The organism is Salipiger abyssi (genome assembly GCF_001975705.1).
Lineage (GTDB): Bacteria > Pseudomonadota > Alphaproteobacteria > Rhodobacterales > Rhodobacteraceae > Salipiger > Salipiger abyssi.
In genome coordinates, this window is record NZ_CP015093.1 from 2229861 (window position 1) to 2253235 (window position 23375).

Here is a 23375-nt window from a genome sequence, read left to right on the forward strand (position 1 = left end):
CTCAGGTCCAGTGGTGCGGACGCGGCGCGATGACGGGGGATCAGTCGCGCGGGATGCCGTATTGCTTGATCTTGCGGTAGAGCGTCGGGCGCGAGATCCCGAGCCGCGCGGCGACCCGGGTGAGATTGCCCTTTTCGGCAGCCATGGCGCGGCGGATGGCCATGGCCTCGACATTCTCCAGATTGACCGCGCTGTCGCCGCTGTCGAAGCCCGAGACCGAAAAGCCCAGCCCGTCCGGCGTCTCCAGAATCTCGCCCGGCAGGTCCGTCAGCCCGACCTCGCCGGTGGTCTTCAGCAGGTGCAGCCGTTCCACCAGATTGCGCAGCTCGCGCACATTGCCCGGCCAGCGATAGCGTTGCAGCCGGTCGAGCACCTGCGGCGAGAAGCGCAGCGGCGCGTTGTCGAAGCGCTGTCCGAAGGCGAGGTTGAAATGCTCCAGCAGCGCCAGCACATCGGTGCCGCGCTCGCGCAGGGGCGGCACCTCGATGGCGACGATGCCGATACGGTAGAACAGATCGCGGCGGAAGCGCCCGGTCTCCACATCGTCGCGCAGGTTGCGGTTGGTCATCGCCACGAGCTGCACATTGACCGGACGCCTGGCGCTGTCGCCGATCCGGTAGACCGCCCTCTGCTCCAGCGCGCGCAGCAGATAGGGCTGCAATTCCAGCGGCATGTCGCCGATCTCGTCAAGGCAGAGCACGCCGCCATCGGCCTGTTCGAACTTGCCCGCCTTGCCGCCGCGCAACGCGCCGGTAAAGGCGCCCTCCACATGGCCGAACAGCTCGGCGCCGATCAGCTCCTTGGAGATCGCGGCGCAGTTCACCGTCACATAGGCGGCATCCTTGCGTGTCAGGCGGCTGTGGACCAGCCGCGCGAAAAGCTCCTTGCCGGTGCCGGTCTCGCCCTGGATCAGCACCGTGACCCCGGCGGTGGCGGCGCGTTCGGCAAGCTCGATGGATTCCAGCATCTTCGGCGCGTTGCCGATAATGACGATCTCGTCCTCCTGCACGTTCGGCCTGGGGGTGATGCGCACCGTTTCCTCCTGCCGGACGCGCGGGCTGGGGCTGGGGCTGGGCTTGAGGAACAGCGCCGCGCCGCGCAGCCGACCCTCGTACTCCAGCCGCTCGATCCCGTCCGCTTCGATTTCCGGCGGCAGCGCGGCGGCGATATCGCCGTCGCTCATGCCCGCACTTAGCGTCAGAAGCTGCTTGCCCACCGCCAGCTCCGGGCGGGGCAGGTGCAGCCGCGCGTCGAGCCCGCGCCGGTAGAGAATGCGCCCGACCTTGTCGAGCAGCAGCACGCCGTTGCCCGGTCGGCTGACATCGGAATTCAGAAACGCCTCGAGCAGCACCGTGCGCTCCTCGCGCTGCTGCTCGGCGAGCGCGATCTCGATCTCGCGCGCGGCGGCGACCACCAGCGCGATATTGTGCCGGCGAAAGATGGCGGGCGGGCCGGAGAGATCCACCACCCCGATCACCGACCGGTCGAACGGATCGAAGATCGGCACGCCGGCGCAGGTCCAGCTCTGCACGCCCTGGCAGAAGTGCTCGGCGGCGTGCACATAGGTCGGCTTGCCGGTCTTGAGCGCGGTGCCGATGCCGTTGGTGCCGATGGCGTCCTCGTTCCAGATCCCGCCGATTTCGAGATGGATCTCCTGCCCCTCGTCGAGCACCGAGTGATCGCCGATGGCGTCGATGATCACCCCGTCCTTGTCGGTCAGGATCAGGATCGCATTGGCCTCGGCCAGATGCGGGGCGAGCCGGGAAAACGCGGCGCGGGCGGCGCGGCGCAGGCAGGCGTTGCGCCGGCGCAGCCTGTGCAGATCGTCCTCGGCCTCGATCTTGCGCGAGTGCTGTTTCTTGGCATCGACGCCGAGATTCAGGCTGCGCTGCCAGGACTGCGCGATCTCGCTGCGCACCGGCGAGGCCTCGGGATCGGCCAGCGCCTGACCGCTGACGATGTCTTCCCAGGCCTGCCGGGTCTGATCCTCGCGATACTCCGCGATGGCGGGATCGGGGGACGATGAGCCCCCGGGTTTATGCTGGCGTTGGAAATAGCTTGTGCGGCCCATACGTAGCTCGGAATCCAAACCTTGCTCTGTCACGGATGTCATGGCGCCCGGGCCGGGCGGCCCGGAGGCCGTCTCAGCTCAGGCCGAGATGCTGCGCGATGCCGGCGGCAAGCTGTTTTTCGCCGAAATCGCGCGTGATCTGGGTGCCGTCGAGCTCGGCAAGCGCGCCGGAAACCTCCTCGGGCAGCGGCGAGAAGAAGCCGTTTTCGGCGGTGGCGAGCACGAAACGGGGGGCGGGAAAGCTGCCGCGAATCTCCCCCAGAAGGTGCAACTGCCGGCCGCTGCGCTTGTCCGCCAGAACCACCCGGTTGTTGAGGCTGACCTTCACATAGGGTTCCGGGTCGGAGGCATCGCGCGCGCCGCCCAGGTCATGGATGATCAAGCCCTTGGGCTGCGGCGGTTTTTGCGCCTTTTGCTGCTGCATGGCGGTGTAGCCGCCGCCGCTGATCTGATCGGCGAGCTTTCGGATGACCTGCGCATTTTCAGCGATCATGCGCTTTGCGCGCACATCCTCTGAGCGCGGTCCGTCACGCTTCGAAAAAATGTCCAATTGTCTTCCTCCCTGCCTAAAAGATTACCAGACGACAAACCTTTTGCCTATGTCATTTTGCGTGTCAGCCGGGTTGCCGGAGGCGCTGCGGGCCTTGCTGCACTGCAAAATCGGATGTTTTGCAGAGCGCCGGAGCGGCGCGGCGACGCCCCGGGCGAGGGGGCGTGCGAGGGTATTGGGCGGGCCCTCTGGCAAAGCCGATCCATGCGGCCTATTTCGTGACTCACACCGCTCTGATAAGTTTCTCAAATGGCAAACCTCACCCTGAAACAGCTTCGCTATTTCGACGCACTGGCGCTGCACAAGCATTTCGGTCGTGCCGCCTCGGCCTGCTCGATCACCCAGCCGGCGCTCTCGCTCCAGATCAAGGAGCTGGAGGCCGAGCTGGGCGTGACGCTCTTCGAGCGCGGCCCGCGCCAGGTGCGGCTGACCCATGTTGGCGAGGAATTCGCCCCCCGCGCCCGCGAGATCCTGCGCGCGCTCGACGAGCTGGGCGATCTCGCCCGCGCCTCCAAGGACCATTTCGTCGGGCGGCTGCGCATCGGTGTCATTCCCACCATCGCCCCCTACCTGCTGCCCTCGCTGATCCGGCGCCTGAGCGAGCTTTATCCCGGGCTCGACATCCATATGCGCGAGACCCTGACCAGCCGGCTGATCGCGGAGCTGTCCGAGGGCCGGCTGGATGCGGCCATCGTCGCGCTGCCGGTCTCGGAACCCTCGCTGACCGAGGTGGCGCTCTTCAACGAGGATTTCGTGCTGATCCGCCCCAGCGAGGATGCCGGCAGCCCGGTTCCCTCGCGCGAGAAGCTGCGCGAGATGCGTCTGCTGCTGCTGGAGGAGGGGCACTGCTTCCGCGATCAGGCGCTTTCGTTCTGCAAGGTGCAGTCGGCGCTCCCGCGCGAGATGCTGGACGGCAGTTCGCTGTCGACGCTGGTGCAGATGGTGGCGGCGGGGATCGGGGTGACGCTGATCCCGGAAATGGCGGTTCCGGTCGAGACCCGCGCCACCGCCGTTTCCGTCTCGCGCTTTGTCGGCGCGCAGCCGGCGCGCACCGTGGGCATGGTCTGGCGCAACAGCTCGCCATTGGCCGAGCGGCTGACCGAGATCGCCGGGGTGGTGCGCGAATGCGGGCTCATGATGGCCGCCGAGGCCGGGCGCCTGCCGGACCCGGCGCCCGGCTGATGGACAGGCGGCGGCTTTGTTCCTAAGCTGAGCGCCCGGTGGTGGAGAAGAGGGGCAGGCCCATGTGTCAGGTCTTTACGGGGCAGGATCCGCAGCGCTACGCCTCGGAGACGCGGCGGCTGCGACTGAACGGTCAGAGCACCAGCATCCGGCTGGAAAACGCCTTTTGGGCCATCCTCGACGAGATCGCCGCGCGCGAGGGCGTCAGCACGCCCGCCTTCCTGTCGACCCTGCATGCGGAGGTGCTGGAGCAGCGCGGCGAGCCGGAAAACTTCACCTCGCTGCTGCGCTGCGCCTGTCTTGCCTTTGTCGAGACGGCGCCCGACCGGGCGCAGCGCCTCATGGTCGCGCAGTAGCGCGGGGCTATTCGCTCCAGCGCACCGCGCTCAGATCGGTGGCCTGGGTCGGCTGGTTCTGCCACAGCCCTTCGAGTCGCGCATCCGCCACGGTGGGGTAGGCGAGCTGGAAGAGATAGCCGTTGACGTAATCCTCGGCGATCACGGTCTGCGCCTGTTTCAGCATCTCCGACCGCGCCGCCGGATCCGAGGTCGCCGAGAACGTGGCCATCAGCTCCTGAAGCTCCGGGTTGTCATACTGGAAATAGTAGTCGGGCCGGGCATAGATGCCGATGTCGAGCGGCTCGGTATGGCTGACGATGGTCAGGCCGAAATCCTTGCCGCGAAACACTTCTTCCAGCCACTGCGCCCATTCCAGATTGGTGATCTGCGTCTCGATGCCGATCTCGCGCAGCTGCGCCGCCACGATCTCGCCGCCGCGCCGCGCATAGGAGGGCGGCGGCAGTTTCAGCGTGGTGGTGAAGCCGTCGGGATAGCCGGCATCGGCGAGCAGCGTCCTGGCTTTTTCGGGATCGTAATCCGAGAGCCCGGTCAGATCGACGTAATCGGGATTGTGCGGCGCGAAATGCGTGCCGATGGGCGTGCCCTGGCCGAACATGGCACCGTCGATGATCGCCTGCCGGTCGATGGCATGGGCGATGGCCTCGCGCACGGGCTTCTCCGCCAGTGGGCCGTTCTTGTTGTTCATGGCGAGGATGGTCTCGCCCTCGGTCGAGCCGACCAGCACCTGAAAGCGCGGATCGGCCTCGAACATCGGCAGGTTCTCGGGCGCGGGGAAACCGGCGAAGGCGTCGATATCCTGCGCCATCATCGCCGCGAAGGCCGCCGTCGGGTCGGAGATGAAGCGGAAGGTGACATGTTCGAGCGCCGGCGCCTCGCCCCAGTACCCGGCATTGCGGCTGAGCTCGATCCGGTCGCCGCTCACCCAACGATCAAAGGCGAAGGGGCCGGTGCCCACGGGCTGCTGCGCGATGCCCTCGATGCTTTCGGGCGCCACGATCACCGCGTCGCCCCAGGCCATGTTGAAGAGGAAATTGCCGTCGGGCTCGGCGAGCTGCACCTCTACGGTCAGCGGATCGGGCGCGGTCACCTCGGAAATACCGGCGAACAGGGCCTTTTGCGCGTTCAGGCTGTCCTCGGCGCGGGCACGGTCGAGGCTGAACTTCACATCCTCCGCGTCCATCGCGCTGCCGTCGTGGAAGGTCACGCCCTCATGCAGATGAAAGGTGTAGACGGTGCCGTCCTCCGAGATCTCCCAGCTTTCCGCCAGCCCGGGCACGATGGCGCCGGTCTCGGTGAATTTCGTCAGCCCCTCGAAGACGTTGGAATAAAGCACGCTATCGATGGCGCCGGCGGCGGCGGAGGTCGGATCGAGATGCGGCGGTTCGAGCTGGAGGGCGATGGTCAGGTCGCTCTGCTGGGCGAGCGCCGCCTGTGCGGAAAGGATCAGCGCGGCGAGCGCGGGGGCGAGACGGGGCATGGGGCTCTCCATTCCGGGGGCGGGCAATTGGCCCGTGGATTGCGGAAGTGTGCCCAATTTCCCGGGCGGTTCAAGCCGATACGGGCTGGATTTGCAGGGGTTCGGCTGCTAGACCGCCCCAGCCTTGGTGCCCAGGAGGAGGATCCCATGAGCGCAACCGCGCGCAAGACCGCGCCGCTGCCGGACGACATTCGCGCCCGCAAGGGCGGCGAGCCGCTGGTCAGCCTGACCGCCTACACCACCCCCATGGCGCAGCTGATGGATGCGCATTGCGATTTCGTGCTGGTCGGCGATTCCGTTGGCATGGTGCTGCACGGGCTGGAATCGACGCTCGGCGTCACCATGGAAATGATGATCCTGCACGGGCAGGCGGTGAAGCGCGGGCTGAGCCGGGCGATGATGGTGGTCGACATGCCCTTTGCTTCCTACGAGGAGAGCCCGGCGCAGGCCTATCGCAACGCCGCCCGGCTGATGGCCGAGACCGGCGCCGGCGCGGTGAAGCTCGAAGGCGGTGTCGCCATGGCCGAGACGATTGCCTTTCTGGTGGCACGCGGCGTGCCGGTGATGGCGCATATCGGGCTGACACCGCAGTCGATCAACACGCTGGGCGGCTACAAGGTGCAGGGACGGGGCGTTGCCGCCGACCGTCTGCTCGCCGATGCGGAGGCTGTGGCCGCGGCCGGCGCCTTTGCGGTGGTGCTGGAGAAGGTGCCCGAGACGCTGGCCGACCGGGTGACCGGGGCGATCCCGATCCCCACCATCGGCATCGGCGCCTCGGCGGGTTGTGACGGCCAGATCCTCGTGGTCGACGACATGCTGGGGCTCTTCACCGCGTTCAAGCCGAAATTCGTCAAACGCTACGCGACGCTGGGAGAACAGGCCGAGGCGGCAATTGCCGATTACTCGACAGAGGTCCGCGAACGGCGCTTTCCCGCGCCCGAGCATGTCTTTGCCGATACCCTGCCGGAGTCGAAGAAATGACCGATATCCTGCGCCGGAAAGCGGCGCTGCGCGAACGTGTGTCGGGCTGGAAGCGCGCGGGCGAGGTGGTGGGCGTGGTGCCCACAATGGGCGCGCTGCATGCCGGGCATCTGAGTCTTGTCGAGGCCGCCAAAGCCGCCTGCGACCGGGTGATCGTGACGATCTTTGTCAATCCGCGCCAGTTCAATAACGCCTCGGATCTGGAGAACTATCCCCGCACCGAAGAGCAGGACGCGGAAAAGCTCGCGCCCTTCGGCGTCGACGTGATCTATGTGCCCGATCCCGACCAGATCTATCCCGAGGGCTTTGCCACCACGGTCTCTGTCGCGGGGCTGACCGAGGGGCTTTGCGGCGCCCACCGTCCCGGGCATTTCGACGGCGTGACCACGGTTGTGTCAAAGCTCTTCCTCCAGACCGGGGCCGACCGGGCCTATTTCGGCGAGAAGGATTATCAGCAATTGCAGGTGGTTACCCGCATGGCCACCGATCTCGACATTCCCGTCGAGGTGATCGGCTGCCCCACTGTGCGCGAGGCGGACGGGCTGGCGCTCAGCTCGCGCAACCTGCTGCTGCCGCCCGAGGCACGCGCGGCGGCGCCGGCGCTGAACCGCGCGATGCGGGGCATGGCCGACAAGCTCATGGCCGGCGCCGAGATCGCCACGCTGCGACCGCTCGCCAAGGCCGAGATCGTCGCGGCGGGGTTCGACGAGGTCGAATATCTGGAACTGCGCGCGGCGGAGGGGCTGGCGCCTCTGCCCAAGGCCGAGCGCCCGGCGCGGCTGCTGGCGGCGGCATGGATCGGCGGCGTGCGCCTCATCGACAATATCCCGGTGGGTTAGGCTCCTGACGCGAGCGTGAATTGATCGCGGCACGCCGCGCGCGAATACCGTGCGGGGCAGAGAGGATGGCGATGAACAGGATCGGTGTGGCGCTCGGCACGGTTGCGCTGCTTGTGGGCGGCGGATGGGCTCTTGCGCAGATGACGGCGGCGCCCGACCCGGGGCTTTTGCCCTATGAGGATGCGGCGCGGGTCGAAAACGGCGCGCGGCTCTATGCCGAGAATTGCGCCTCCTGCCACGGCGCGCAGCTCCAAGGTGAGCCGGACTGGAAAGAGCGCGACGCCGACGGCTACCTGCCCGCGCCGCCGCACGATCCGACTGGCCATACCTGGCATCACCCCGATGCGCAGCTTCTGGAAATCGTCACCCATGGCACCGAAGCGCTGGTCGGCGGGAGCTACAAATCCAACATGATCGGCTATGGCGATATCCTGAGCGAGGCCGAGATCCTCGACACACTCGCCTACATCAAGAGCACATGGCCCGAAGAGGTCGTGACCCTGCATAACGAGATCAACGCCCGCACCGCTGTCTACGAGTGATCCGCCGGCCCGCTCAGCGCAGCTTCGGCGCCGGGCCCAGCGGCAGGAAGCCCAGCCAGGTCTTGCCCTCGCGAAACTCGAAGGTCAGGTCGATCCGGTCGTCGCGCCCCGAAAGCCCGGACAGGAGGTCCGCCGCGCCCTCGATCAGCGTCAGGATCTCCGGCGGCACCCGCCCGGCGGCGCGCTCTGCCGCGATGGCCTCGTCCATGTTCTCGACCCGAAGCGACAGCTCGCCGTCCAGCCGCCCGCTGCGGTCCACATCCGCGGCGCCGGCGGCAGAGAGGCGCAGCGCGTCCTTGCCGAGCTCGGCGCGGGCGATCTCGATCCGGGTCGGGCGCGCCTCGGTATAGTCTTCCAGCCGCAGCGGCGCCTCCAGCGTCACCGTACTGTCGAGCCGCAGCCCGTCTTCGCTGCCGCCGGGCAGCGCCGCGCCGCCGGTGGCGATGCCCTCGGCATTCACTGCGATGCGATAGCGGCTGTCGGTCTCCTCCAGCCGCGAGATGGCGGCGGTGAGGCCGGAGAGCGCCAGCGGCGCCTCGCCCGAGACGTTCAGCACCTCGGCCTCGGCATTGGCGCGCAGCAGCTCGCCCCCGTCGCGCACGAGGCTCGCCCGGAGCCCCTGCGCGGTGATCTCATAGGCATTGCCGTCGTGATTTACCCGCTGGCTCTCGGGGAAGGCGACGATCACGTGATCGCGGGAATAGACCACCTGCAAGACTTGCAGAAACGGCGCCTCCCAGACGGTGTTGCTGTCGGGATCGGCCAGCAGCAAGCCGGTGAAACTGGTGTCGAGCCGGTTGGGGAAACCCTGGATCGACAGATCCTCGTAAGAGGCTTCCCAGCCCTCGGCGCGCCGGTCCTCGAACCAGGCCTCGATGGCCTGCCGCTGCGCCCAGGCCGACCAGCCCCAGTAGGCCGACCAGGCCAGTGCCGCAGCGATCACCAGAAGTGTCAGACGCTTCACCGGTAAGCCCCCCTTTAACGGTCTCTCCGGATGGTGTTTACAGCCCGGCAAAGGAAAGGACCAGAACCATGGCGCTATGGGTCTTCGGCTACGGCTCGCTCTTGTGGAATCCCGGCTTCGAGGTGGCGGAGCAGGCGCATGCCAGCCTGCCCGATTATCACCGCAGCTTCTGCATGCGCTCGATCCACCACCGCGGCAGCGAAGAGGTGCCGGGCCTCGTGCTGGCGCTCGACGAACAGCCCGGCGCGCTGTGCGAGGGGCTGGCGCTGCGCGCCGCCGAGGGCACCGAAGAGGAGACGCTGGCCTATCTGCGCGAGCGCGAGCTGGTCTCGGCGGCCTATCTGGAAAAGGTCTTGCCTGTCGATCTGCGCGACGGCCGGCGGATCGAGGCGGTGACCTATGTGATCGACGCCGATCACGTCCAGTATTGCGGCGGGCTGCCGCTGGAGGAGCAGGCGGGGATCATCGCCACCGCCGTGGGCGGGCGCGGTCCGAACACCGAATATCTCTACAATACCGCCACACATCTCGACGAATTGGGCATACCCGATGCGGAACTGCACTGGTTGCGGGATCGTGTGCGGCAACTTGTGGATAACCGCTTGGCTTGAAACACTTGCCGCAATAGGGTCGGGGCAACGCGAATAACCCGTCAGGGTCCATGATGGACAAGCCCGACCTCGAGGCAGAGCCGCATTTCAGTCAGCCCTTCCGCCAGATCGCCCTGATGCTGGTGGTGCTCGGCCTGTGCGGCGCGGGCGGGTTCCTCGCCCTGCCGAGGGTGCTGCCGGTGTTTCAGGCAAACCCCTATCTCAACGGCTTCATCCTCTTTGTCTTCGTGCTGGGCGTGCTGGCCTGTTTCTGGCAGGTGGCGCAGCTCATCCAGTCGGTGCGCTGGATCGAGCAGTTCACCTCCGACCGCGATGCCGGCGCCCGGCCGCCGCGGCTGCTGGCGCCTCTGGCCACCATGCTGCGCCGCCGCGACCGGCGCATGCAGATCACCACCACCTCGACCCGCTCGATCCTCGATTCCGTCGCCACAAGGATCGACGAGGCGCGCGAGATCACCCGCTATCTGGTCTCGCTGCTGATCTTTCTCGGCCTGCTCGGCACGTTCTACGGGCTGGCCACCACCGTGCCCGCGCTGGTCGACACGATCCGCAGCCTCGCCCCCGCCGAGGGCGAGAGCAATATGGAAACCTTTTCACGGCTGATGAGCGGGCTCGAAAGCCAGCTTGGCGGCATGGGTGTGGCCTTTGCCTCCTCGCTGCTGGGGCTCACCGGCTCGCTGATCGTCGGGCTGCTGGAGCTTTTCGCCGGCCACGGCCAGAACCGCTTTTACCGCGAGCTCGAGGAATGGCTCAGCTCGATCACCAAGCTGAGCTTTTCCGGCGATGGCGAGAGCGGCGGCGAAACCGGGCTGGTGGCGCAGGTGCTCGACCAGATGACCGACCAGATGGAGCGGCTGACGCTTATGTTCGCCCGCGCGCAGGAGGGCCAGAACGAGGTCGACGCGCGACTGGGCCAGCTTGCGGATTCGGTCGAGCGCATGACCGAACGGCTGGAGGCCACGGCGCCCTCGGCCAACTCGCTGGCACGCATCGCCGAAGGGCAGGAGCGGCTGGCCGAGGTGCTGGCCGAGCGCGAGACCGCCGAGGGGCTCGATGCCGAAAGCCGCATGCGGCTGCGCTCGATCGACGTGCAGATGCTGCGGCTGCTGGAAGAGGTCTCCGCCGGGCGGCAGGAGAGCATGGCCGAGCTGCGCACCGACCTGACCGCGCTGAACCGCACGCTGGGCAAGATCGCCAGCCAGCCGCAGCCGCAATCGGTGACCATCCGCCCGATGCGCCCGACCGGCGCCGGCGGCAAGGGCGAGACCTGATCCATGGCGCTGTCGCGGCGCACGGGGGCACGGTTCCAGGCCAATATCTGGCCCGGCTTCGTCGATGCGATGACCGGGCTGCTGCTGGTTCTGATGTTCGTTCTGACCATCTTCATGGTGATCCAGTCGGTGCTGCGCGACACGATCACCGGGCAGGAAAGCGAGCTGGGGCGGCTCTCCTCCGAGGTGGCGGAACTGGCGGAAAAGCTGGGCCTTCAGGAACGCACCAACACGCGGCTGACCAATCGGCTGGGCGAGCTGGAAACCACGCTCAGCGATGCCGAGACGCGGCTTCTGGAACAGCAAAGCATCATCGCCTCGCTCACCGCGACGCGCGACCGGCAGGCCGATGAACTGTCGGCGGCAGAGGCGCGCATCGCCTCTTTCGAGGATCAGGTCGCGGCGCTGCTGTCCGAGCGTGACGCGGCGCTGGGCGAGGTGGCGGAGCTGACCGCCACGCAGGAAGAGCTGGAAGCGGCGCGCGAGGCGCTGGTCTCGGAACGCGACGCGCTGAACCTGGCGCTGGCCTCGGCGCGGCAGGAGGTGGATGCGCAGGCAGAGGCCGCCCGCCTCGCCGCCGCCCGGCGCGAGGCGCTGGAGGCGCTGGTTGCCGATCTGCGCGCAGAGGCTGCCGAGCAGGACAGCGCCATGGGCGGGCTCTCGGCACAGGTGGACGAGCTGCAACAGGCGCTGAGCGAGGAAGAGGCGCAGCGGCTGGCCGAGGCCGAGGCGGCGGCGGCCCTGCGCAAGCGTCTGGAAAACGCCGATGCCGAGCTGACGGCGATGAGCATGGCGCTGGAAGAGCAGCGCCAGAAGGCCGAGGAGACACTGACCCTGCTCGCCGCCGCGCGCGCGGCGGAGGAGGATCTCGACGCCCGGCTGGCCGCCGCGCTGCTGCGCCAGGACGAGACCGAGCAGGCGCTGGCGGCTGCGCGTGAAGAGGCGGGCGACGCCGAGGGCTTGCAGGCGCGGCTCGCGGCAGCGCTGGAGGCGCAGGGCGTGGCGGAAAGCTCCGTCGAGGATCTGCGTGAACGGCTGGCCGCCGCCGTCGCGGCACGCGCCGCCGCAGAAGCCGAGGCGGAGGCCAGCCTCTCGGAGGCCGAGCAGCGCGCGGCGCTTCTGGCGCAGGCGCGTGCCGAGCTTGACGACACAGAACAGCGCGCCGGGGCGGCGGAACGCGAGACGGAGCTGCTCAACCAGCAGGTCGCTGCGCTGCGCAACCAGCTTGGCGACTTGCAGGCGCTGCTCGACGATGCCCGCGAGCGCGATGCCGAGGCGCAGGTGCAGCTGCAAAATCTCGGCTCCGAGCTGAACGCGGCACTGGCCCGCGTCGCCGCCGAGGAACGCCGCCGGCGCCAGCTCGAAGAGGCGGAGCGCAAGCGGCTGGAGGAACAGGCCAAGGATCTTGAGCGCTACCGCTCGGAATTCTTCGGACGGCTGCGCGACGTGATCGGAGCGCAGGAGGGCATCCGGATCGAGGGCGACCGCTTCGTCTTCTCCTCCGAGGTGCTTTTCGCGCAGGGCGAGGCGGAGCTGTCCACGGCGGGCGAGCGCGAGATCGCCAAGATCGCCGGCATCCTGCGCCGGGTGATGGACGATATCCCCGAGGGCATCGACTGGGTGCTGCGGGTCGACGGCCATACCGACAATATCCCGCTGCGTCCCGGCGCGGCCTTTGCCGATAACTGGGAGCTGAGCCAGGCGCGGGCGCTCTCGGTGGTGCGCTATCTGGTGAATTTCCTCGGCATCCCGCCCGAGCGGCTCTCGGCCAACGGCTTCGGCCAGTACCAGCCGATCAACCCCGCCGACACGCCCGAGGCGCGGGCGCAGAACCGCCGGATCGAGCTGAAACTCACCGAGCGCTGATCCGGCAGGAGGGCCACCCTACGACGCTTCGCAGGGCAGGATGCGGACAACAAGCCGCCCCTCGGACGATCCGGCTGTTTCCATTGGCCCGAAATATCCCGGGGTGCGCGAGGGGCTGGCCCCTCGCTCCCGCCCTCGCCAGGCCGCGCAGGGCTGGCCAAAGCCGCGTCCCCGTGCCAGAAGCGCCTCGCATCGGATCCGGAGGCCCTGCCATGTATATCGTTTCGCTCATCGCCCGCCCGGGCGCGCTCGACCCGGCGCTGGTCTCGGCGCTGCGCAACGCCTTGGGCGGCGGCGAGGCGGTCTGGCTGGCACGCGGCGAGGCGGCGGAATTTCCGCTGGAGACGCTGCCCGCCAATCTCGAGGAACTGCGCGGCGCCATCGCCGATCAGGCCGACCTGAACCTGCTGCCCGCCGAAGGGCGCCGCAAGAAGATGCTGCTGGCGGATATGGATTCGACCATGATCCAGCAGGAATGCATCGACGAGCTGGCCGAAGAGGCCGGCGTCGGCGCGCATGTGAAAGAGATCACCGCGCGGGCGATGAATGGCGAGCTGGATTTCGAGGGCGCGCTGACCGAGCGCGTGGCGCTGCTGAAGGATCTGCCGGAAAGCGTCATCGAAAAGGTGCTGGACGCCCGCATCACGCTGATGCCCGGCGGCAAGGTGCTGGTGGCGACGATGAAGGCGCAGGGCGCCTATACCGCGCTGGTCTCGGGCGGGTTCACCGCCTTTACCGCGCGTGTGGCGGCGCTGGTGGGCTTTGACGAGAACCGCGCCAATACGCTGCTGACCGAGGGCGGCAGGCTTTCCGGCGATGTGGCCCGTCCGATCCTCGGGCGCGAGGCCAAGATACAGGCGCTGGAAGAGATCACCGCGCGGCTGGGTCTTTCCGAGGCGGATGTGCTGGCGGTGGGCGACGGCGCCAACGATCTGGGCATGCTGGGCCGCGCGGGGTTTGGCGTGGCGCTGCACGCCAAACCCTCGGTGCAGGCGCAATGCGATCTGCGGGTGAACCACGGCGATCTGACCGCGCTGCTTTACCTCCAGGGCTATGCGCAGGGCGATTTCGCGTAGGGTGGGCAATTCTGCCCACCGCTCCCAGAGGTTAGCGCAGACCCTTGGTGGGCAGATTGCCCATCCTACAGCACCGCGCGGATCTCGCCGGTAATCAGGCCGCGCTTGTTGCGGATCTCGGGGTTCAGAAAACGCTTCACATCCGGATGTGCGGCATCCAGCACGCCCAGCTTGACCAGGATCGCGGCAAAGGCCGCCTCCGACGCGCGGGTGGCGCCATCGGCGATCTTCAGCGCCACGCCCAGCCCGCGCTGTGGCAGGATGGCGATGAAATAGCCCTCCGCCCCGGTCTTGATCGCCACCGGCTCCCTAGCTGCCCGCATCAGCAGAGTGCAGGCGCGGCCCTCGCCCGCGACCAGCTCCGGATAGGCCATCATCGCCTCCACCAGCCGCGCGGCGGCGCGGCTGAGCGTGTCGTCGCGTTTCGCCGCCCCGGCATACCAGGCCATGGCACGCGCCATGGCGTGCATGGTGGTGGCGAAATTCGGCGCCGAACAGCCGTCGATGCCGAAGCCGGGGCTGTCGCGGTCGGTCACCGTTTCGAACGCCTCTTTGACCGCCTTTTGCACCGGGTGGTCGGGATCCACATAGTCAGGCCCCGCGCCCAGATGCCGGGTCAGGGTCATAAAGCCCGCATGCTTGCCCGAACAGTTGTTGTGCACCTGACAGGGGCTCTGCCCGTCGCGGATCATCGCAAAGCGCAGTTCCTTGTCGCGCGACGGCTCCGGCCCGCAGCGCAGATCGTCGTCGGTGAGCCCGAGATCGGCGAGCCAGGCAGTCACCGCCTCGACATGGACCGGCGCGCCCTGATGCGAGGCGCAGGCCAGCGCGAGCTGCGGCACGGTCAGCCCCTGCGCCTCTGCCGCGCCGGAGGCGACCAGCGGCAGGGCCTGAATCATCTTTGCCGAGCTGCGCGGCAGGATCAGCGCATCCGGGTCGCCCCAGGCCTGCACGATCTGGCCGCGGCCGTCGCAGATGACCGCGTGACCGGCATGCAGGCTTTCCGCCAGCGGTCCGCGGTGGATTTCAACCATAAGTTCAGCGGCAGCAGCCATGGGGTGACCTCACAACTAAGCGATATCTTGCCAACGGGGGGTTTATGACTTCGTGTTTTTCAGGCTATTCTCTCGCCGTCGAGTAGAAAATGGTTGCGCCGTTGAAAGAGCCGGAACAGGTAAGGCGCTGACCGCACGCATTGAGGTAAGGACAGCTGGAGGCTGCACGTATGAAGTCATTTCTCGGTGGAGTTCTGAGCGGCGCCTTTCTGGCACTGGCGGCGACATCCGCGCTGGCCCAGGAAGAGAGCCAGAACCGGGTCAACGCGATCACCGACTGGTCCGTGTTCGAAGGCAACGACCCGCGCGAATGCTGGGCCGTGACCACCTACAAGGAAAGCGTCAACACCAAGGACGGGCGCGTCGTCTCGGTGCGGCGCGGTGACATCCTGCTGATGGTGTTCTACCGCCCCGGCGCGGATGTGACGGGGCAGGTGGCCTTTACCGGCGGCTACCCCTTTGCCAGCGGATCGACGGTGAACGTCAATATCGGCGGGTCGGAATTCGAGCTTTATACCGAGGGTGAATGGGCCTGGCCGGCGACCCCGCAGGAAGATGCCAAGATCATCACTGCGATGAAGCGCGGCGCCGACGCGGTGCTGACCGCGCGGTCCTCGCGCGGGACGCAGACCCAGGACACGTTCTCGCTGCTGGGCTTCACCGCCGCGGTCGAGGATGCGGAGAAACGCTGCTCCAACTGACGGCGCCTCTCGCGGCCTCCTGTCCGGCCGCGAGCGCCTTGGGGCTCTTGCTCCCGTTCAGTCCGGATCGACCTTGCCGCGCAGCGCCTTGACCTCGCCGCGCGCCTTCTTGCCTTCCAGCCGCCGCCGTTTCGAGCCCAGCGTCGGCTTGGTCGGGATGCGGCGCCGGGGTTTTTCCAGCGCCTTGCGAATCAGCTCGGCCAGCCGCTCGCGGGCGATTTCGCGATTGCGGGCCTGGCTGCGGGTCTCGTCGACCTGAAGCACCACCGCGCCCTCCTTGGTCCAGCGCCGCCCCGCAAGCTTGCGCAGCCGCGTCTTTGCCGGCGCGGGCAGGTTTGGAGAGCGCTCCGCCTCGAAGCGCAGCTCCACGGCGGAGGAGACCTTGTTCACGTTCTGCCCGCCCGGCCCGGAGGCGCGGATGAACTGTTCGGTGATTTCCCAGTCTTCGATCTGGATGCGGTCGGTGATCTGCAACATGGCTGCGTTATAGGGGGTTGTGCGTAAAACAGAAATGGGCCGCCCTGCCTGTCGGGCGACCCATTCGAGACGTCAAGGAGGCGTGCCGGTTAGGCAATGCCAATTCGGGTTTCCTTTACGCCAGGGGCTGCCCTAGCGTTCTGCCCTCCGAACTGTTCCGACACCTCTCTCCAATGTTTCTCTCGACACTGGATCACCTCCTTTCAGCTGTTGAAAAACGCAACTCCAGCGTGCCACGGAAGCCCGCTTTCGCAAAACGTTTTTTGCAGCTCAGGCGAAAGACCGTGCAGAAACTGCCTTCGAAACGATCAAACGGAAGGGGATCAGCGCGATGATGGCGAGCGTCAGCTTCACCAGCCAGTCGGCCACGCCCAGCGACACCCAGAGCGGCACCAGCGGGCCGGCCCCGAGCAGCGGCAGCACCTCGCCGGCCCAGCTCACATCGTTGGAGGGCTCGATAAAGCTCAGCGCGCCGGAGAAGGCGACGGTGAAAAAGATCGCGGTGTCGAGCGAGCTGCCCACCAGCGTCGAGGCCAGCGGTGCGCGCCACCAGGCGCCGTCGCGCAAGCGGTCGAAGATCGCCACGTCCATCAGCTGCGCCGTAAGGAAGGCGAGGCCGGAGCCGAGCGCGATGCGCAGGGTGACCGCCGGATAGGTGTAGCCGTCGCCTTGCAGCATGATCTGCGTGCCGATCAGCGAGCAGATGACGCCGACGACGAAGCCGGCAAAGACCACCTTGCGCGCGGCCTGCGCGCCGTAGAGGCGGTTCATCACATCGGTGACGAGGAAGGCGAGGGGATAGGTGAAGGCGCCCCAGGTCAGCCACTGGCCGAACAGGAACTGCACCAGGATATTTGAGGCCAGCACGATGCCGGCCATGGCAAGAATGCCGGGAAGATGTTTGCGCGTCATGGATCTCGACCCGTTTTGACAAGGTTGCGGGGACTTGGTCCGCCCGGACGGCGGACGGGTCCCCTTAAGGTCTGTCAGACTTTGACGCAAGCGATTCCGGTACCGTGTATTCGACGAACTGGGTGCGCTGGAGGGCGTTGAAATTGTCGTCCGCGATCATCGTGAGCCGGATATGGCCCCGCGGATCCTGCCAGACCGCCAGCCCTTCGAGGTTGTCATGGCGCAGCAGCGGGCTTTCGAACAGCGTGACCTCGCCGCTGAGCGCCGTCTCGGACATGTCGAAGCGGCGTACTCGGCTGCGGAAGCCGAAGCCGGTGAATTCGCGTTCGAGCAGGTAGAACCGCCCGTCCGGCCCGATATCGGCACCGACGGCGAGAAAGCCGCCGCGGCGCGGGATGTCGAAGGGCTGGGTCCAGATGCCGTTGTCATAGCGCCAGACCGGGAAGGGGCGGGTCAGCGCGCCGGAGCGTTCGGGCAGGGTGTAAAGCCGGCCCGCCGCGTCGATGGCGAGCGCTTCCAGCCCGGAATTGCTTTGCAGCGACTTGAAGGCGTCGGGGCGCGGAAGGCGCGCGGCCTTGTCGAGCGTGACATAGGCCCAGACCCTGCCGATCCCCTCGAAAGACACGAAACGTCGCCCGTCGGCGCGGATCGCCAGCCCCTCGGAATCGCCGCGCTGCTGGCGCTGTGTCTTGCCGTCGGTATCGAGAAGCGGCGTTATTGGGCCGGCCTCGATGCCGGTAATCTCGCCGTCGCGGCGCAGGAAACGCCCGGAAACGATGGCGGCGCGGTCGCTGATCGCGGTGAAGCGCGTGCCGTCCTCCGAAACCTCAAGCCCCGAGAACCCGCCAAAGGCGGGATCGTCCGATCTCCAGGTGAAACTGCCGGAAAACTTCGCCTCGCCGCCGCTGGCGGCGGCGGCAAGCGCGAGACATCCGGCCAGGGCGGCGCCTAGCGCGCCGCGAGCACGGAGGCGCATTGGGCCGGGAGGTCTCCCATGGTGAGTTCGCGCTTGGGCTTGGGTTTCGGCGCGTTCGGATCGGGCGGCGGCGGGTTCAGGATGTTGTTCACCCAGGCCTGCGCGTCGGCGCAGCCGTCACCGGCGGGGGGCGGGGTCTGGTTCACGCAGCCGCGCGCGCCCTTCGGGCAGGCGAGGCGCACATGGAAGTGATAATGATGCCCCCACCAGGGCCGGATCTTGCGCAGCCAGGCGCGGTCGCCGGTTTCGTCGTTGCACATCTGCACCTTCGCGCCTGGGAAGACAAAGATTCGGGCGACGCGCGGATCCTGCGCGGCGGCCTTGAGGATCTCGTGATGGGCGCGGGTCCAGTTGTTGTTGGTAAAGGCACCCGAGCTGCGCCGCATCGAAATCGACGAGATGTTCTCGCGCGTGTCGCGGCTCAGATGCAGGTCGTCGGCGGGGCGCATCCAGATATCGGCATCCAGTCCGATCTGGTGGCTGGCATGGCCCGAAGTCATCGGCCCGCCGCGCGGCTGGCTGATATCGCCCACATAGAGCCCGTTCCAGCCCGGCTGGGCGGCGGCCTTGCGCGACAGATCCTGTACGAAATCGATCAGCTCCGGGTGGCCCCAGTTGCGGTTGCGCGACAGCCGCATCGCCTGCCAGGTCGGCCCGGTTTCCGGCAGTTGCACGGCGCCGGCGAGGCAGCCCTTGGCATAGCTGCCATAAGAGGCCGCCTTTTGCGGCGAGCCGCGATTCTCGGCGCCAAAGAGTGTCTTAGCGTTCTTGGTCGAGAGCACCCCGGTGACGCGCGGCAGCTCTGCCTGCTGTTTCGGGGCGGGGGCGGGTCTCTCGCCGCCGCATCCGGTGAGAACCGTTGCGGCCAGGGCGAGGGCGGTCAGGGTGCGGATCATGCTGCTCTGTCTCCGTCTGGTTGTACCCAGCGTAGCAGAATCAGCCCCATCAGGAAAAGCAGGATCACCGGCAGAAAGCCCAGTTGGTTGCTTTGCGTCCAGAGCGTGAAAAAAGTGATCAGCGCGGGTGCGAGGAAGGCGGTGGCCTTGCCGGTCAGCGCGAAGAGGCCGAACGCCTCTGCCGCGCGGGCGCGGTCGGCGTGGCGCACCATCATCGAGCGCGAGGCGGAATAAAGCGCGCCGCCCGCGCCGCCGATGATCGCGCCGCAGATATAGAAGACGATATCGGGCAGGGCCGAGCCTTCGGGCAGGGAGATCCAGAGGATGTGGTCGCGCGACATGCCGATGATGATCACCCCCACCGCGATCAGCAGCCAGACGCAGATGGTGATCACCGGTTTCGGTCCCAGCCGCTGATCGGCGAGCCCGCCCGCCCAGGAGAGCAACGCCGCCGCGATGGCCGCGATAATGCCGAACACGCCGATCTGGGTGATCTCCCAGCCCAGCACCAGCCGCGCATAGATGCCGCCATAGGCATAGAGCGCGGCCAGCGAGTCGCGATAGAACATCGAGGCCAGCAGGAAGCTGCGATAGGACGGCCGCTCGGCCATGTCGCGCAGGCTGGCGCGTAGCCCGCGCAGGATCTGGCCGCCGCCCGGGCGCTCCTGCGGCAGCGCGCCGGGGTCGCGGTTCCACAGGAAGAACGGCACCATGAAAAGCGCGAACCAGAGCGCGATGAACGGGCCGACAAAGCGCGTGCCCTCGCGCGTCTCGGGGTCGAGGCCGAAGGCCGGGGCCAGCCCGATCAGCGTGGTGCCGTTCTCGGTCTCGGCAAAGAACAGCAGCATCACGAAGAGCGCCACCACGCCGCCCCAATAGCCGAAGGCTGAGGCGCTGCCGCTGATGCGGCCCACCTCATCGGGTGTGCCGAGGCTGGGCAGGGTGGCGTTGTTGAGATTGAAGGCGGATTCGCTGGCGGTGAAGCCGACCCAGAAGGCGATGAGCGCCATCATCAGTCCGGTGCCGTCGGGCAGCAGCCCCCAGAGCGTCGCCGCGCAGATCACAGCCAGCGCGGTAAAGCCCCAGAACCAGGGCATCTTGCGCCCCGAGGCATCGGCCCAGGCGCCGAGCAACGGCGCGGAAAAGGCGATGAACAGTCCGGAGACCGTCTGCGCCGAGGACCACAGCCCCTGCGCCTGCGCCTTGGCGGCGTCCTCGCCCATGCCGGTGCCAAGGTAATACTCGGCGGCGACGGCGGCGAAATAGGGGCTGAAGATGAAGGTCAGGCCCAGCGTCGCGTAGGGTTGCTGCGCCCAGTCGAAGAACATCCATCCCCAGATGCGACGGCGCGAAGACTGCCTGGCCATTATATCCCCTCGTGTTCCGGCGCGATAGAACAGAGGGGGGCTAGGGCTGGCAAGCCGAAATGCGTGTCGCAGGGCGACCCTGCGGCGCCCTTGCCTGCCTTTGCGTCAGCCGCGCTCCGGCGGCCAGGGGCGTTCGTCCTCGGCGCGCAGCCAGTGCTGCACCCAGATCGGAAGCTCCGGCGCGGGGGAGGCTATGCCCATGGCCACCGACACCCGGTCGGTGCCGACGATGCCGTTGCGGTCGGTGACGGCGGCGCGATAGACCGCATGGGTGGCGCAGTCTCCGTCCGCTTTCCACAGGCTCTGCTCGATATAGAGAAACCGCCGGTCCCAGCCGATCAGTCGCGAGTGCATCTCGACCCGCTCGAAGGTCTGGATGCGCCGGCGATAGCGCACCACCACGCCGGCCATGGTCAGCCGCCAGCGCTCGCGCCTCAGTGCTCCGATCAGCCCCGTGCGCATCGCCAGCGGGAACCGCCCGAGATCGAGCAGGGTCAGCGTGCGGCCGTTGTTGAGCTCGTTCCACATATCCAGATCCCAGGGCCAGCACATGTGGTGCGACACATGCACGCCGTCATGGGCAAGCGCCGGCTGCTTGCGGGTGAGCCAGATTTCCTTGGCCATGCGGATGAACGGGAACATGGGCGCCTCCTTTTGCGGCCAAGAAGCGCATGCGGCGCCGCAGCGTCAACCAAGACCTCGCGGCACTCTTGCCCTCGGCGCCCGGGATGCTTACCTGTGAGCGCGGTCAGACAAAGGAAACCGATACCGATGATGGCAGTTTACGGCCCGCTGAAGCTGGTCCTCGATGTGATCTTCTTCATTATGATTGTGCATATCATCATGAGCTGGCTCATCAATTTCAACGTGCTGAACCTGCGTCAGCCCATCGTCGGCCAGATCTGGACCGGGCTCAATCGCCTGCTGGAGCCGATCTATCAGCCGATCCGCCGCATCCTGCCCGACACGCATCCGCTGGATCTGGCGCCGCTGGTGGTGTTCATCATCGTGATCTCGCTGCGCGACTATATTCTGCCGACGCTGCTCTTCGGGTGATATTTCCGGGCCAGGCGGCCTTGTTCACCAATTCTTAGTATGAGACTGTGCGGAATAGAGCAGATTTAGCGATAATTCCGCAGGTACTCTCATGCCCCGCGATACTGTGCCCGGTGAGGCGCTGCTGAAAGAAGTCTTCGGCTTCGACGCCTTCCGTCCCGGTCAGGGCGAGATCGTCGATGCCGTGGCGCGGGGCGACAATGTGCTGGCCATCATGCCCACTGGCGGCGGCAAGTCGCTGTGCTACCAGCTTCCCGCGCTGATGCGGGGCGGGGTCACCGTGGTGATCTCGCCGCTGATTGCGCTGATGCGCGACCAGGTGCGTGCGCTGCGCGAGGCCGGGGTGGCCGCCGGGGCGCTGACCTCGGGCAATACCCAGGAAGAGACCGATGCGGTCTGGGACATGCTGTCGGAGGGCACGCTCAAGCTGCTCTATCTGGCGCCGGAGCGGCTGGCCTCGGGCGGCGCGCAGCGGATGCTGGCACAGGCGGGGGTGAGCCTCATCGCCGTGGACGAGGCGCATTGCGTCAGCCAGTGGGGTCATGACTTCCGCCCGGATTACCTGCGCATCGGCGAGCTGCGCCGCGCCCTGGGCGTGCCGCTGGCCGCCTTTACCGCCACCGCCGATCAGGAGACGCAGGGCGAGATCGTCCAGCGGCTGTTTGACGGGGAGGCGCCGCAGACCTTCCTGCGCGGTTTCGACCGGCCCAATATCCATCTCGCCTTCAAGCCCAAGGACAGCCCGCGCACGCAGATCCTGCGCTTTGCCGCCGCGCGCAAGGGCCGCTCGGGCATCGTCTATTGCGGCACCCGCGCCAAGACCGAGGGCATCGCCCAGGCGCTGCGTGAGGACGGGCACAGCGCCTGTTTCTACCACGGCGGCATGGAGGCGGAGGCCCGCCGCGCCGTCGAGGAGCGTTTCGCCAAGGAGGACGGGCTGATCGTGGTGGCGACGGTTGCCTTCGGCATGGGGGTCGACAAGCCCGATATCCGCTGGGTCGCTCATGCGGATCTGCCGAAAAGCATCGAGGCCTATTATCAGGAGATCGGCCGTGCCGGGCGCGACGGTGCCCCGGCCGAGACCATGACGCTCTACGGCGCCGACGATATCCGCCTGCGCCGCGCCCAGATCGACGAGGGCATGGCGCCGCCGGAACGCCGGTCGGCGGATCACGCAAGGCTCAACGCGCTTCTGGGGCTGGCCGAGGCGCTGGGCTGCCGGCGCCAGCAGCTCCTGCGCTATTTCGGCGAGGCCTCCGAGCCCTGCGGCAATTGCGATCTCTGCGACAAGCCGCCGGAGGTGTTCGACGGCACCGAGGCGGTGCGCAAGGCGCTGTCGGCGGCGCTGCGGACGGGCGAGAATTTCGGCGCGGGTCATCTCATCGACATTCTGATCGGCAACGAGACCGACAAGGTGCGCCAGCGCCGGCACGATCAGTTGCCCACATTCGGTGTGGGCCGCGATCTCAAAAAGGGCCAGTGGCAGGCGGTGTTCCGGCAGATGATGGGGCGCGATCTCGTGCGTCCCGATCCCGAACGCCACGGCGCGCTGGTGATGACCGACGACGCCCTGCCGATCCTGCGCGGTGAGCAGACCATCCAGCTCCGCCGCGATGTGATCGACCGCGCTGCCGAGCGCCGCCCGCAGGTCAAGACGCTGGTCAATGAAGAGGACGCGCCGCTGCTTTCGGCGCTCAAGGCCAAGCGCCGCGCGCTGGCCGAGGCGGCCTCGCTGCCCGCCTACATGATCTTCCCCGACCGCACCCTGATCGAGATGGCCGAGGGCCGGCCCGCCACGCTCGACGACATGGCGCGGATCAACGGGGTGGGGGCCAAGAAGCTCGAACGCTATGGTGCCGAGTTCCTCTCGGTGATCACCGGCGCGGAGGAGGAGATGCACCCGACCCGGCGCAAGCTGGCGGGGCGCGAGGCGGGCTCGACCTATGATGCGCTGATGACGGTGCAGGCGGATCTGGCGCGCGGTGCGGACGGGACGGAGAAACCGCTCTCCTGTTCCGCCTCGCTGCTGGCCAAGGTGGCGCAGATGCGGCCCGGCCAGCCCGACGAGATGGCGCGGCTGCTGGGCGAGCGGCGTTTCGACCGGTTCGGCGCCGCGTTTCTGGACGTTCTGAGCGAGGCGGGCTAG

23 protein-coding genes are annotated in these 23375 nt (G+C 67.5%); 12 read left to right on the top strand and 11 right to left on the bottom strand.

The window, feature by feature from the left end; all coding sequences use genetic code 11:
• Nucleotides 1-40: 40 nt before the first annotated feature.
• Together Ga0080574_RS14400 and Ga0080574_RS14405 are read right to left on the bottom strand one after the other, a co-directional pair.
• The gene (locus Ga0080574_RS14400; RefSeq protein ID WP_076700620.1) at nucleotides 41-2071 is read right to left on the bottom strand and encodes a sigma-54-dependent Fis family transcriptional regulator; all 2031 of its coding nucleotides are present in this window, start codon (nucleotides 2069-2071) and stop codon (nucleotides 41-43) included.
• A 73-nt stretch (nucleotides 2072-2144) separates the two neighbouring features.
• Entirely contained in the window at nucleotides 2145-2564 is a 420-nt protein-coding gene (locus Ga0080574_RS14405; RefSeq protein ID WP_076705995.1) for a hypothetical protein, read from the bottom strand.
• A gap of 306 nt (nucleotides 2565-2870) precedes the next feature.
• Between Ga0080574_RS14405 and Ga0080574_RS14410 the strand changes: the two genes are divergently transcribed.
• Together Ga0080574_RS14410 and Ga0080574_RS14415 are read left to right on the top strand one after the other, a co-directional pair.
• A complete protein-coding gene (locus Ga0080574_RS14410) occupies nucleotides 2871-3803 on the top strand; it encodes a LysR substrate-binding domain-containing protein (RefSeq protein WP_076700625.1) in 933 nt (310 codons plus the stop codon).
• A gap of 62 nt (nucleotides 3804-3865) precedes the next feature.
• The gene (locus Ga0080574_RS14415) at nucleotides 3866-4159 is read left to right on the top strand and encodes a ribbon-helix-helix domain-containing protein (RefSeq protein ID WP_076700630.1); all 294 of its coding nucleotides are present in this window, start codon (nucleotides 3866-3868) and stop codon (nucleotides 4157-4159) included.
• Between the two features lie 7 nt (nucleotides 4160-4166).
• Here the strand turns inward: Ga0080574_RS14415 and Ga0080574_RS14420 are convergent, their stop codons facing one another.
• Nucleotides 4167-5639 carry an ABC transporter substrate-binding protein gene (locus tag Ga0080574_RS14420; RefSeq protein ID WP_198039729.1) on the bottom strand — a complete coding sequence of 491 codons (1473 nt, stop codon included), beginning with the start codon at nucleotides 5637-5639 and terminating at the stop codon, nucleotides 4167-4169.
• A 147-nt stretch (nucleotides 5640-5786) separates the two neighbouring features.
• Here Ga0080574_RS14420 and panB point away from each other — a divergent pair, with 147 nt between their 5' ends.
• The 3 genes from panB (at nucleotide 5787) to Ga0080574_RS14435 (ending at nucleotide 8001) form a co-directional block, all read left to right on the top strand.
• Nucleotides 5787-6620, top strand: coding sequence for a 3-methyl-2-oxobutanoate hydroxymethyltransferase (gene panB, locus Ga0080574_RS14425; RefSeq protein WP_076700637.1), 834 nt, complete (start codon nucleotides 5787-5789; stop codon nucleotides 6618-6620).
• Nucleotides 6617-7459 carry a pantoate--beta-alanine ligase gene (gene panC, locus Ga0080574_RS14430; protein ID WP_076700640.1) on the top strand — a complete coding sequence of 281 codons (843 nt, stop codon included), beginning with the start codon at nucleotides 6617-6619 and terminating at the stop codon, nucleotides 7457-7459. Before panB ends, panC begins: the two co-directional genes overlap by 4 nt.
• A 71-nt stretch (nucleotides 7460-7530) precedes the next feature.
• Entirely contained in the window at nucleotides 7531-8001 is a 471-nt protein-coding gene (locus tag Ga0080574_RS14435) for a c-type cytochrome (RefSeq protein WP_076700644.1), read from the top strand.
• 13 nt (nucleotides 8002-8014) lie between these two features.
• Here Ga0080574_RS14435 and Ga0080574_RS14440 read toward each other — a convergent pair whose 3' ends face one another.
• Entirely contained in the window at nucleotides 8015-8965 is a 951-nt protein-coding gene (locus Ga0080574_RS14440; protein ID WP_076700649.1) for a DUF2125 domain-containing protein, read from the bottom strand.
• 68 nt (nucleotides 8966-9033) lie between these two features.
• Between Ga0080574_RS14440 and Ga0080574_RS14445 the strand changes: the two genes are divergently transcribed.
• From Ga0080574_RS14445 to serB, 4 genes are all read left to right on the top strand, one after another.
• Nucleotides 9034-9576: a gamma-glutamylcyclotransferase gene (locus tag Ga0080574_RS14445; protein WP_076700654.1), complete on the top strand. Its 543-nt coding sequence runs from the start codon at nucleotides 9034-9036 to the stop codon at nucleotides 9574-9576.
• 53 nt (nucleotides 9577-9629) lie between these two features.
• Nucleotides 9630-10847 carry a biopolymer transporter ExbB gene (locus Ga0080574_RS14450; protein WP_076700657.1) on the top strand — a complete coding sequence of 406 codons (1218 nt, stop codon included), beginning with the start codon at nucleotides 9630-9632 and terminating at the stop codon, nucleotides 10845-10847.
• A 3-nt stretch (nucleotides 10848-10850) separates the two neighbouring features.
• Nucleotides 10851-12713 carry a peptidoglycan -binding protein gene (locus Ga0080574_RS14455; protein ID WP_076700661.1) on the top strand — a complete coding sequence of 621 codons (1863 nt, stop codon included), beginning with the start codon at nucleotides 10851-10853 and terminating at the stop codon, nucleotides 12711-12713.
• 212 nt (nucleotides 12714-12925) lie between these two features.
• Nucleotides 12926-13789: a phosphoserine phosphatase SerB gene (serB, locus tag Ga0080574_RS14460; protein ID WP_076700665.1), complete on the top strand. Its 864-nt coding sequence runs from the start codon at nucleotides 12926-12928 to the stop codon at nucleotides 13787-13789.
• 65 nt (nucleotides 13790-13854) lie between these two features.
• On the opposite strand, the gene Ga0080574_RS14465 is transcribed toward serB, so the two are convergent.
• Nucleotides 13855-14844 carry an asparaginase gene (locus Ga0080574_RS14465; RefSeq protein ID WP_076700669.1) on the bottom strand — a complete coding sequence of 330 codons (990 nt, stop codon included), beginning with the start codon at nucleotides 14842-14844 and terminating at the stop codon, nucleotides 13855-13857.
• Between the two features lie 170 nt (nucleotides 14845-15014).
• Here Ga0080574_RS14465 and Ga0080574_RS14470 point away from each other — a divergent pair, with 170 nt between their 5' ends.
• On the top strand, nucleotides 15015-15545 hold the full coding sequence (locus Ga0080574_RS14470; protein WP_076700673.1) for an invasion associated locus B family protein: 531 nt from the start codon (nucleotides 15015-15017) through the stop codon (nucleotides 15543-15545).
• Nucleotides 15546-15602: 57 nt separating this feature from the next.
• On the opposite strand, the gene arfB is transcribed toward Ga0080574_RS14470, so the two are convergent.
• The 6 genes from arfB to Ga0080574_RS14500 all read right to left on the bottom strand — a co-directional run bounded on the left by arfB (nucleotide 15603) and on the right by Ga0080574_RS14500 (nucleotide 20815).
• Nucleotides 15603-16022: an alternative ribosome rescue aminoacyl-tRNA hydrolase ArfB gene (gene arfB, locus Ga0080574_RS14475; RefSeq protein WP_076700676.1), complete on the bottom strand. Its 420-nt coding sequence runs from the start codon at nucleotides 16020-16022 to the stop codon at nucleotides 15603-15605.
• 270 nt (nucleotides 16023-16292) lie between these two features.
• Nucleotides 16293-16934 carry a queuosine precursor transporter gene (locus Ga0080574_RS14480; RefSeq protein WP_076700681.1) on the bottom strand — a complete coding sequence of 214 codons (642 nt, stop codon included), beginning with the start codon at nucleotides 16932-16934 and terminating at the stop codon, nucleotides 16293-16295.
• 64 nt (nucleotides 16935-16998) lie between these two features.
• Nucleotides 16999-17910 carry an esterase-like activity of phytase family protein gene (locus tag Ga0080574_RS14485; RefSeq protein WP_076700685.1) on the bottom strand — a complete coding sequence of 304 codons (912 nt, stop codon included), beginning with the start codon at nucleotides 17908-17910 and terminating at the stop codon, nucleotides 16999-17001.
• On the bottom strand, nucleotides 17883-18806 hold the full coding sequence (gene mepA, locus Ga0080574_RS14490) for a penicillin-insensitive murein endopeptidase (protein ID WP_076700689.1): 924 nt from the start codon (nucleotides 18804-18806) through the stop codon (nucleotides 17883-17885). Before mepA ends, Ga0080574_RS14485 begins: the two co-directional genes overlap by 28 nt.
• On the bottom strand, nucleotides 18803-20173 hold the full coding sequence (locus Ga0080574_RS14495) for an MFS transporter (RefSeq protein ID WP_076700693.1): 1371 nt from the start codon (nucleotides 20171-20173) through the stop codon (nucleotides 18803-18805). The genes mepA and Ga0080574_RS14495 overlap by 4 nt, the downstream gene beginning before the upstream one ends.
• 105 nt (nucleotides 20174-20278) lie before the next feature.
• Nucleotides 20279-20815 (bottom strand): acyl-CoA thioesterase, encoded by a 537-nt coding sequence (locus Ga0080574_RS14500; RefSeq protein ID WP_076700697.1) that lies wholly within the window; start codon nucleotides 20813-20815, stop codon nucleotides 20279-20281.
• Between the two features lie 129 nt (nucleotides 20816-20944).
• Between Ga0080574_RS14500 and Ga0080574_RS14505 the strand changes: the two genes are divergently transcribed.
• Both Ga0080574_RS14505 and recQ read left to right on the top strand, forming a co-directional pair.
• Complete coding sequence (locus Ga0080574_RS14505; RefSeq protein ID WP_076700701.1) at nucleotides 20945-21229, top strand: YggT family protein; 285 nt, start codon at nucleotides 20945-20947, stop codon at nucleotides 21227-21229.
• A gap of 91 nt (nucleotides 21230-21320) precedes the next feature.
• Nucleotides 21321-23375, top strand: a complete 2055-nt coding sequence (recQ, locus tag Ga0080574_RS14510) for a DNA helicase RecQ (protein ID WP_076700706.1) — start codon at nucleotides 21321-21323, stop codon at nucleotides 23373-23375.

Bases quoted from the DNA above. Each gene is read 5' to 3' on its own strand.
- Ga0080574_RS14400 (WP_076700620.1), bottom strand. From the start codon at position 2,071: ATGGGCCGCACAAGCTATTTCCAACGCCAGCATAAACCCGGGGGCTCA.
- Ga0080574_RS14405 (WP_076705995.1), bottom strand. From the start codon at position 2,564: ATGATCGCTGAAAATGCGCAGGTCATCCGAAAGCTCGCCGATCAGATC.
- Ga0080574_RS14410 (WP_076700625.1), top strand. From the start codon at position 2,871: ATGGCAAACCTCACCCTGAAACAGCTTCGCTATTTCGACGCACTGGCG.
- Ga0080574_RS14415 (WP_076700630.1), top strand. From the start codon at position 3,866: ATGTGTCAGGTCTTTACGGGGCAGGATCCGCAGCGCTACGCCTCGGAG.
- Ga0080574_RS14420 (WP_198039729.1), bottom strand. From the start codon at position 5,639: ATGCCCCGTCTCGCCCCCGCGCTCGCCGCGCTGATCCTTTCCGCACAG.
- panB (WP_076700637.1), top strand. From the start codon at position 5,787: ATGAGCGCAACCGCGCGCAAGACCGCGCCGCTGCCGGACGACATTCGC.
- panC (WP_076700640.1), top strand. From the start codon at position 6,617: ATGACCGATATCCTGCGCCGGAAAGCGGCGCTGCGCGAACGTGTGTCG.
- Ga0080574_RS14435 (WP_076700644.1), top strand. From the start codon at position 7,531: ATGAACAGGATCGGTGTGGCGCTCGGCACGGTTGCGCTGCTTGTGGGC.
- Ga0080574_RS14445 (WP_076700654.1), top strand. From the start codon at position 9,034: ATGGCGCTATGGGTCTTCGGCTACGGCTCGCTCTTGTGGAATCCCGGC.
- Ga0080574_RS14450 (WP_076700657.1), top strand. From the start codon at position 9,630: ATGGACAAGCCCGACCTCGAGGCAGAGCCGCATTTCAGTCAGCCCTTC.
- Ga0080574_RS14455 (WP_076700661.1), top strand. From the start codon at position 10,851: ATGGCGCTGTCGCGGCGCACGGGGGCACGGTTCCAGGCCAATATCTGG.
- serB (WP_076700665.1), top strand. From the start codon at position 12,926: ATGTATATCGTTTCGCTCATCGCCCGCCCGGGCGCGCTCGACCCGGCG.
- Ga0080574_RS14465 (WP_076700669.1), bottom strand. From the start codon at position 14,844: ATGGCTGCTGCCGCTGAACTTATGGTTGAAATCCACCGCGGACCGCTG.
- Ga0080574_RS14470 (WP_076700673.1), top strand. From the start codon at position 15,015: ATGAAGTCATTTCTCGGTGGAGTTCTGAGCGGCGCCTTTCTGGCACTG.
- arfB (WP_076700676.1), bottom strand. From the start codon at position 16,022: ATGTTGCAGATCACCGACCGCATCCAGATCGAAGACTGGGAAATCACC.
- Ga0080574_RS14480 (WP_076700681.1), bottom strand. From the start codon at position 16,934: ATGACGCGCAAACATCTTCCCGGCATTCTTGCCATGGCCGGCATCGTG.
- Ga0080574_RS14485 (WP_076700685.1), bottom strand. From the start codon at position 17,910: ATGCGCCTCCGTGCTCGCGGCGCGCTAGGCGCCGCCCTGGCCGGATGT.
- mepA (WP_076700689.1), bottom strand. From the start codon at position 18,806: ATGATCCGCACCCTGACCGCCCTCGCCCTGGCCGCAACGGTTCTCACC.
- Ga0080574_RS14495 (WP_076700693.1), bottom strand. From the start codon at position 20,173: ATGGCCAGGCAGTCTTCGCGCCGTCGCATCTGGGGATGGATGTTCTTC.
- Ga0080574_RS14500 (WP_076700697.1), bottom strand. From the start codon at position 20,815: ATGTTCCCGTTCATCCGCATGGCCAAGGAAATCTGGCTCACCCGCAAG.
- Ga0080574_RS14505 (WP_076700701.1), top strand. From the start codon at position 20,945: ATGATGGCAGTTTACGGCCCGCTGAAGCTGGTCCTCGATGTGATCTTC.
- recQ (WP_076700706.1), top strand. From the start codon at position 21,321: ATGCCCCGCGATACTGTGCCCGGTGAGGCGCTGCTGAAAGAAGTCTTC.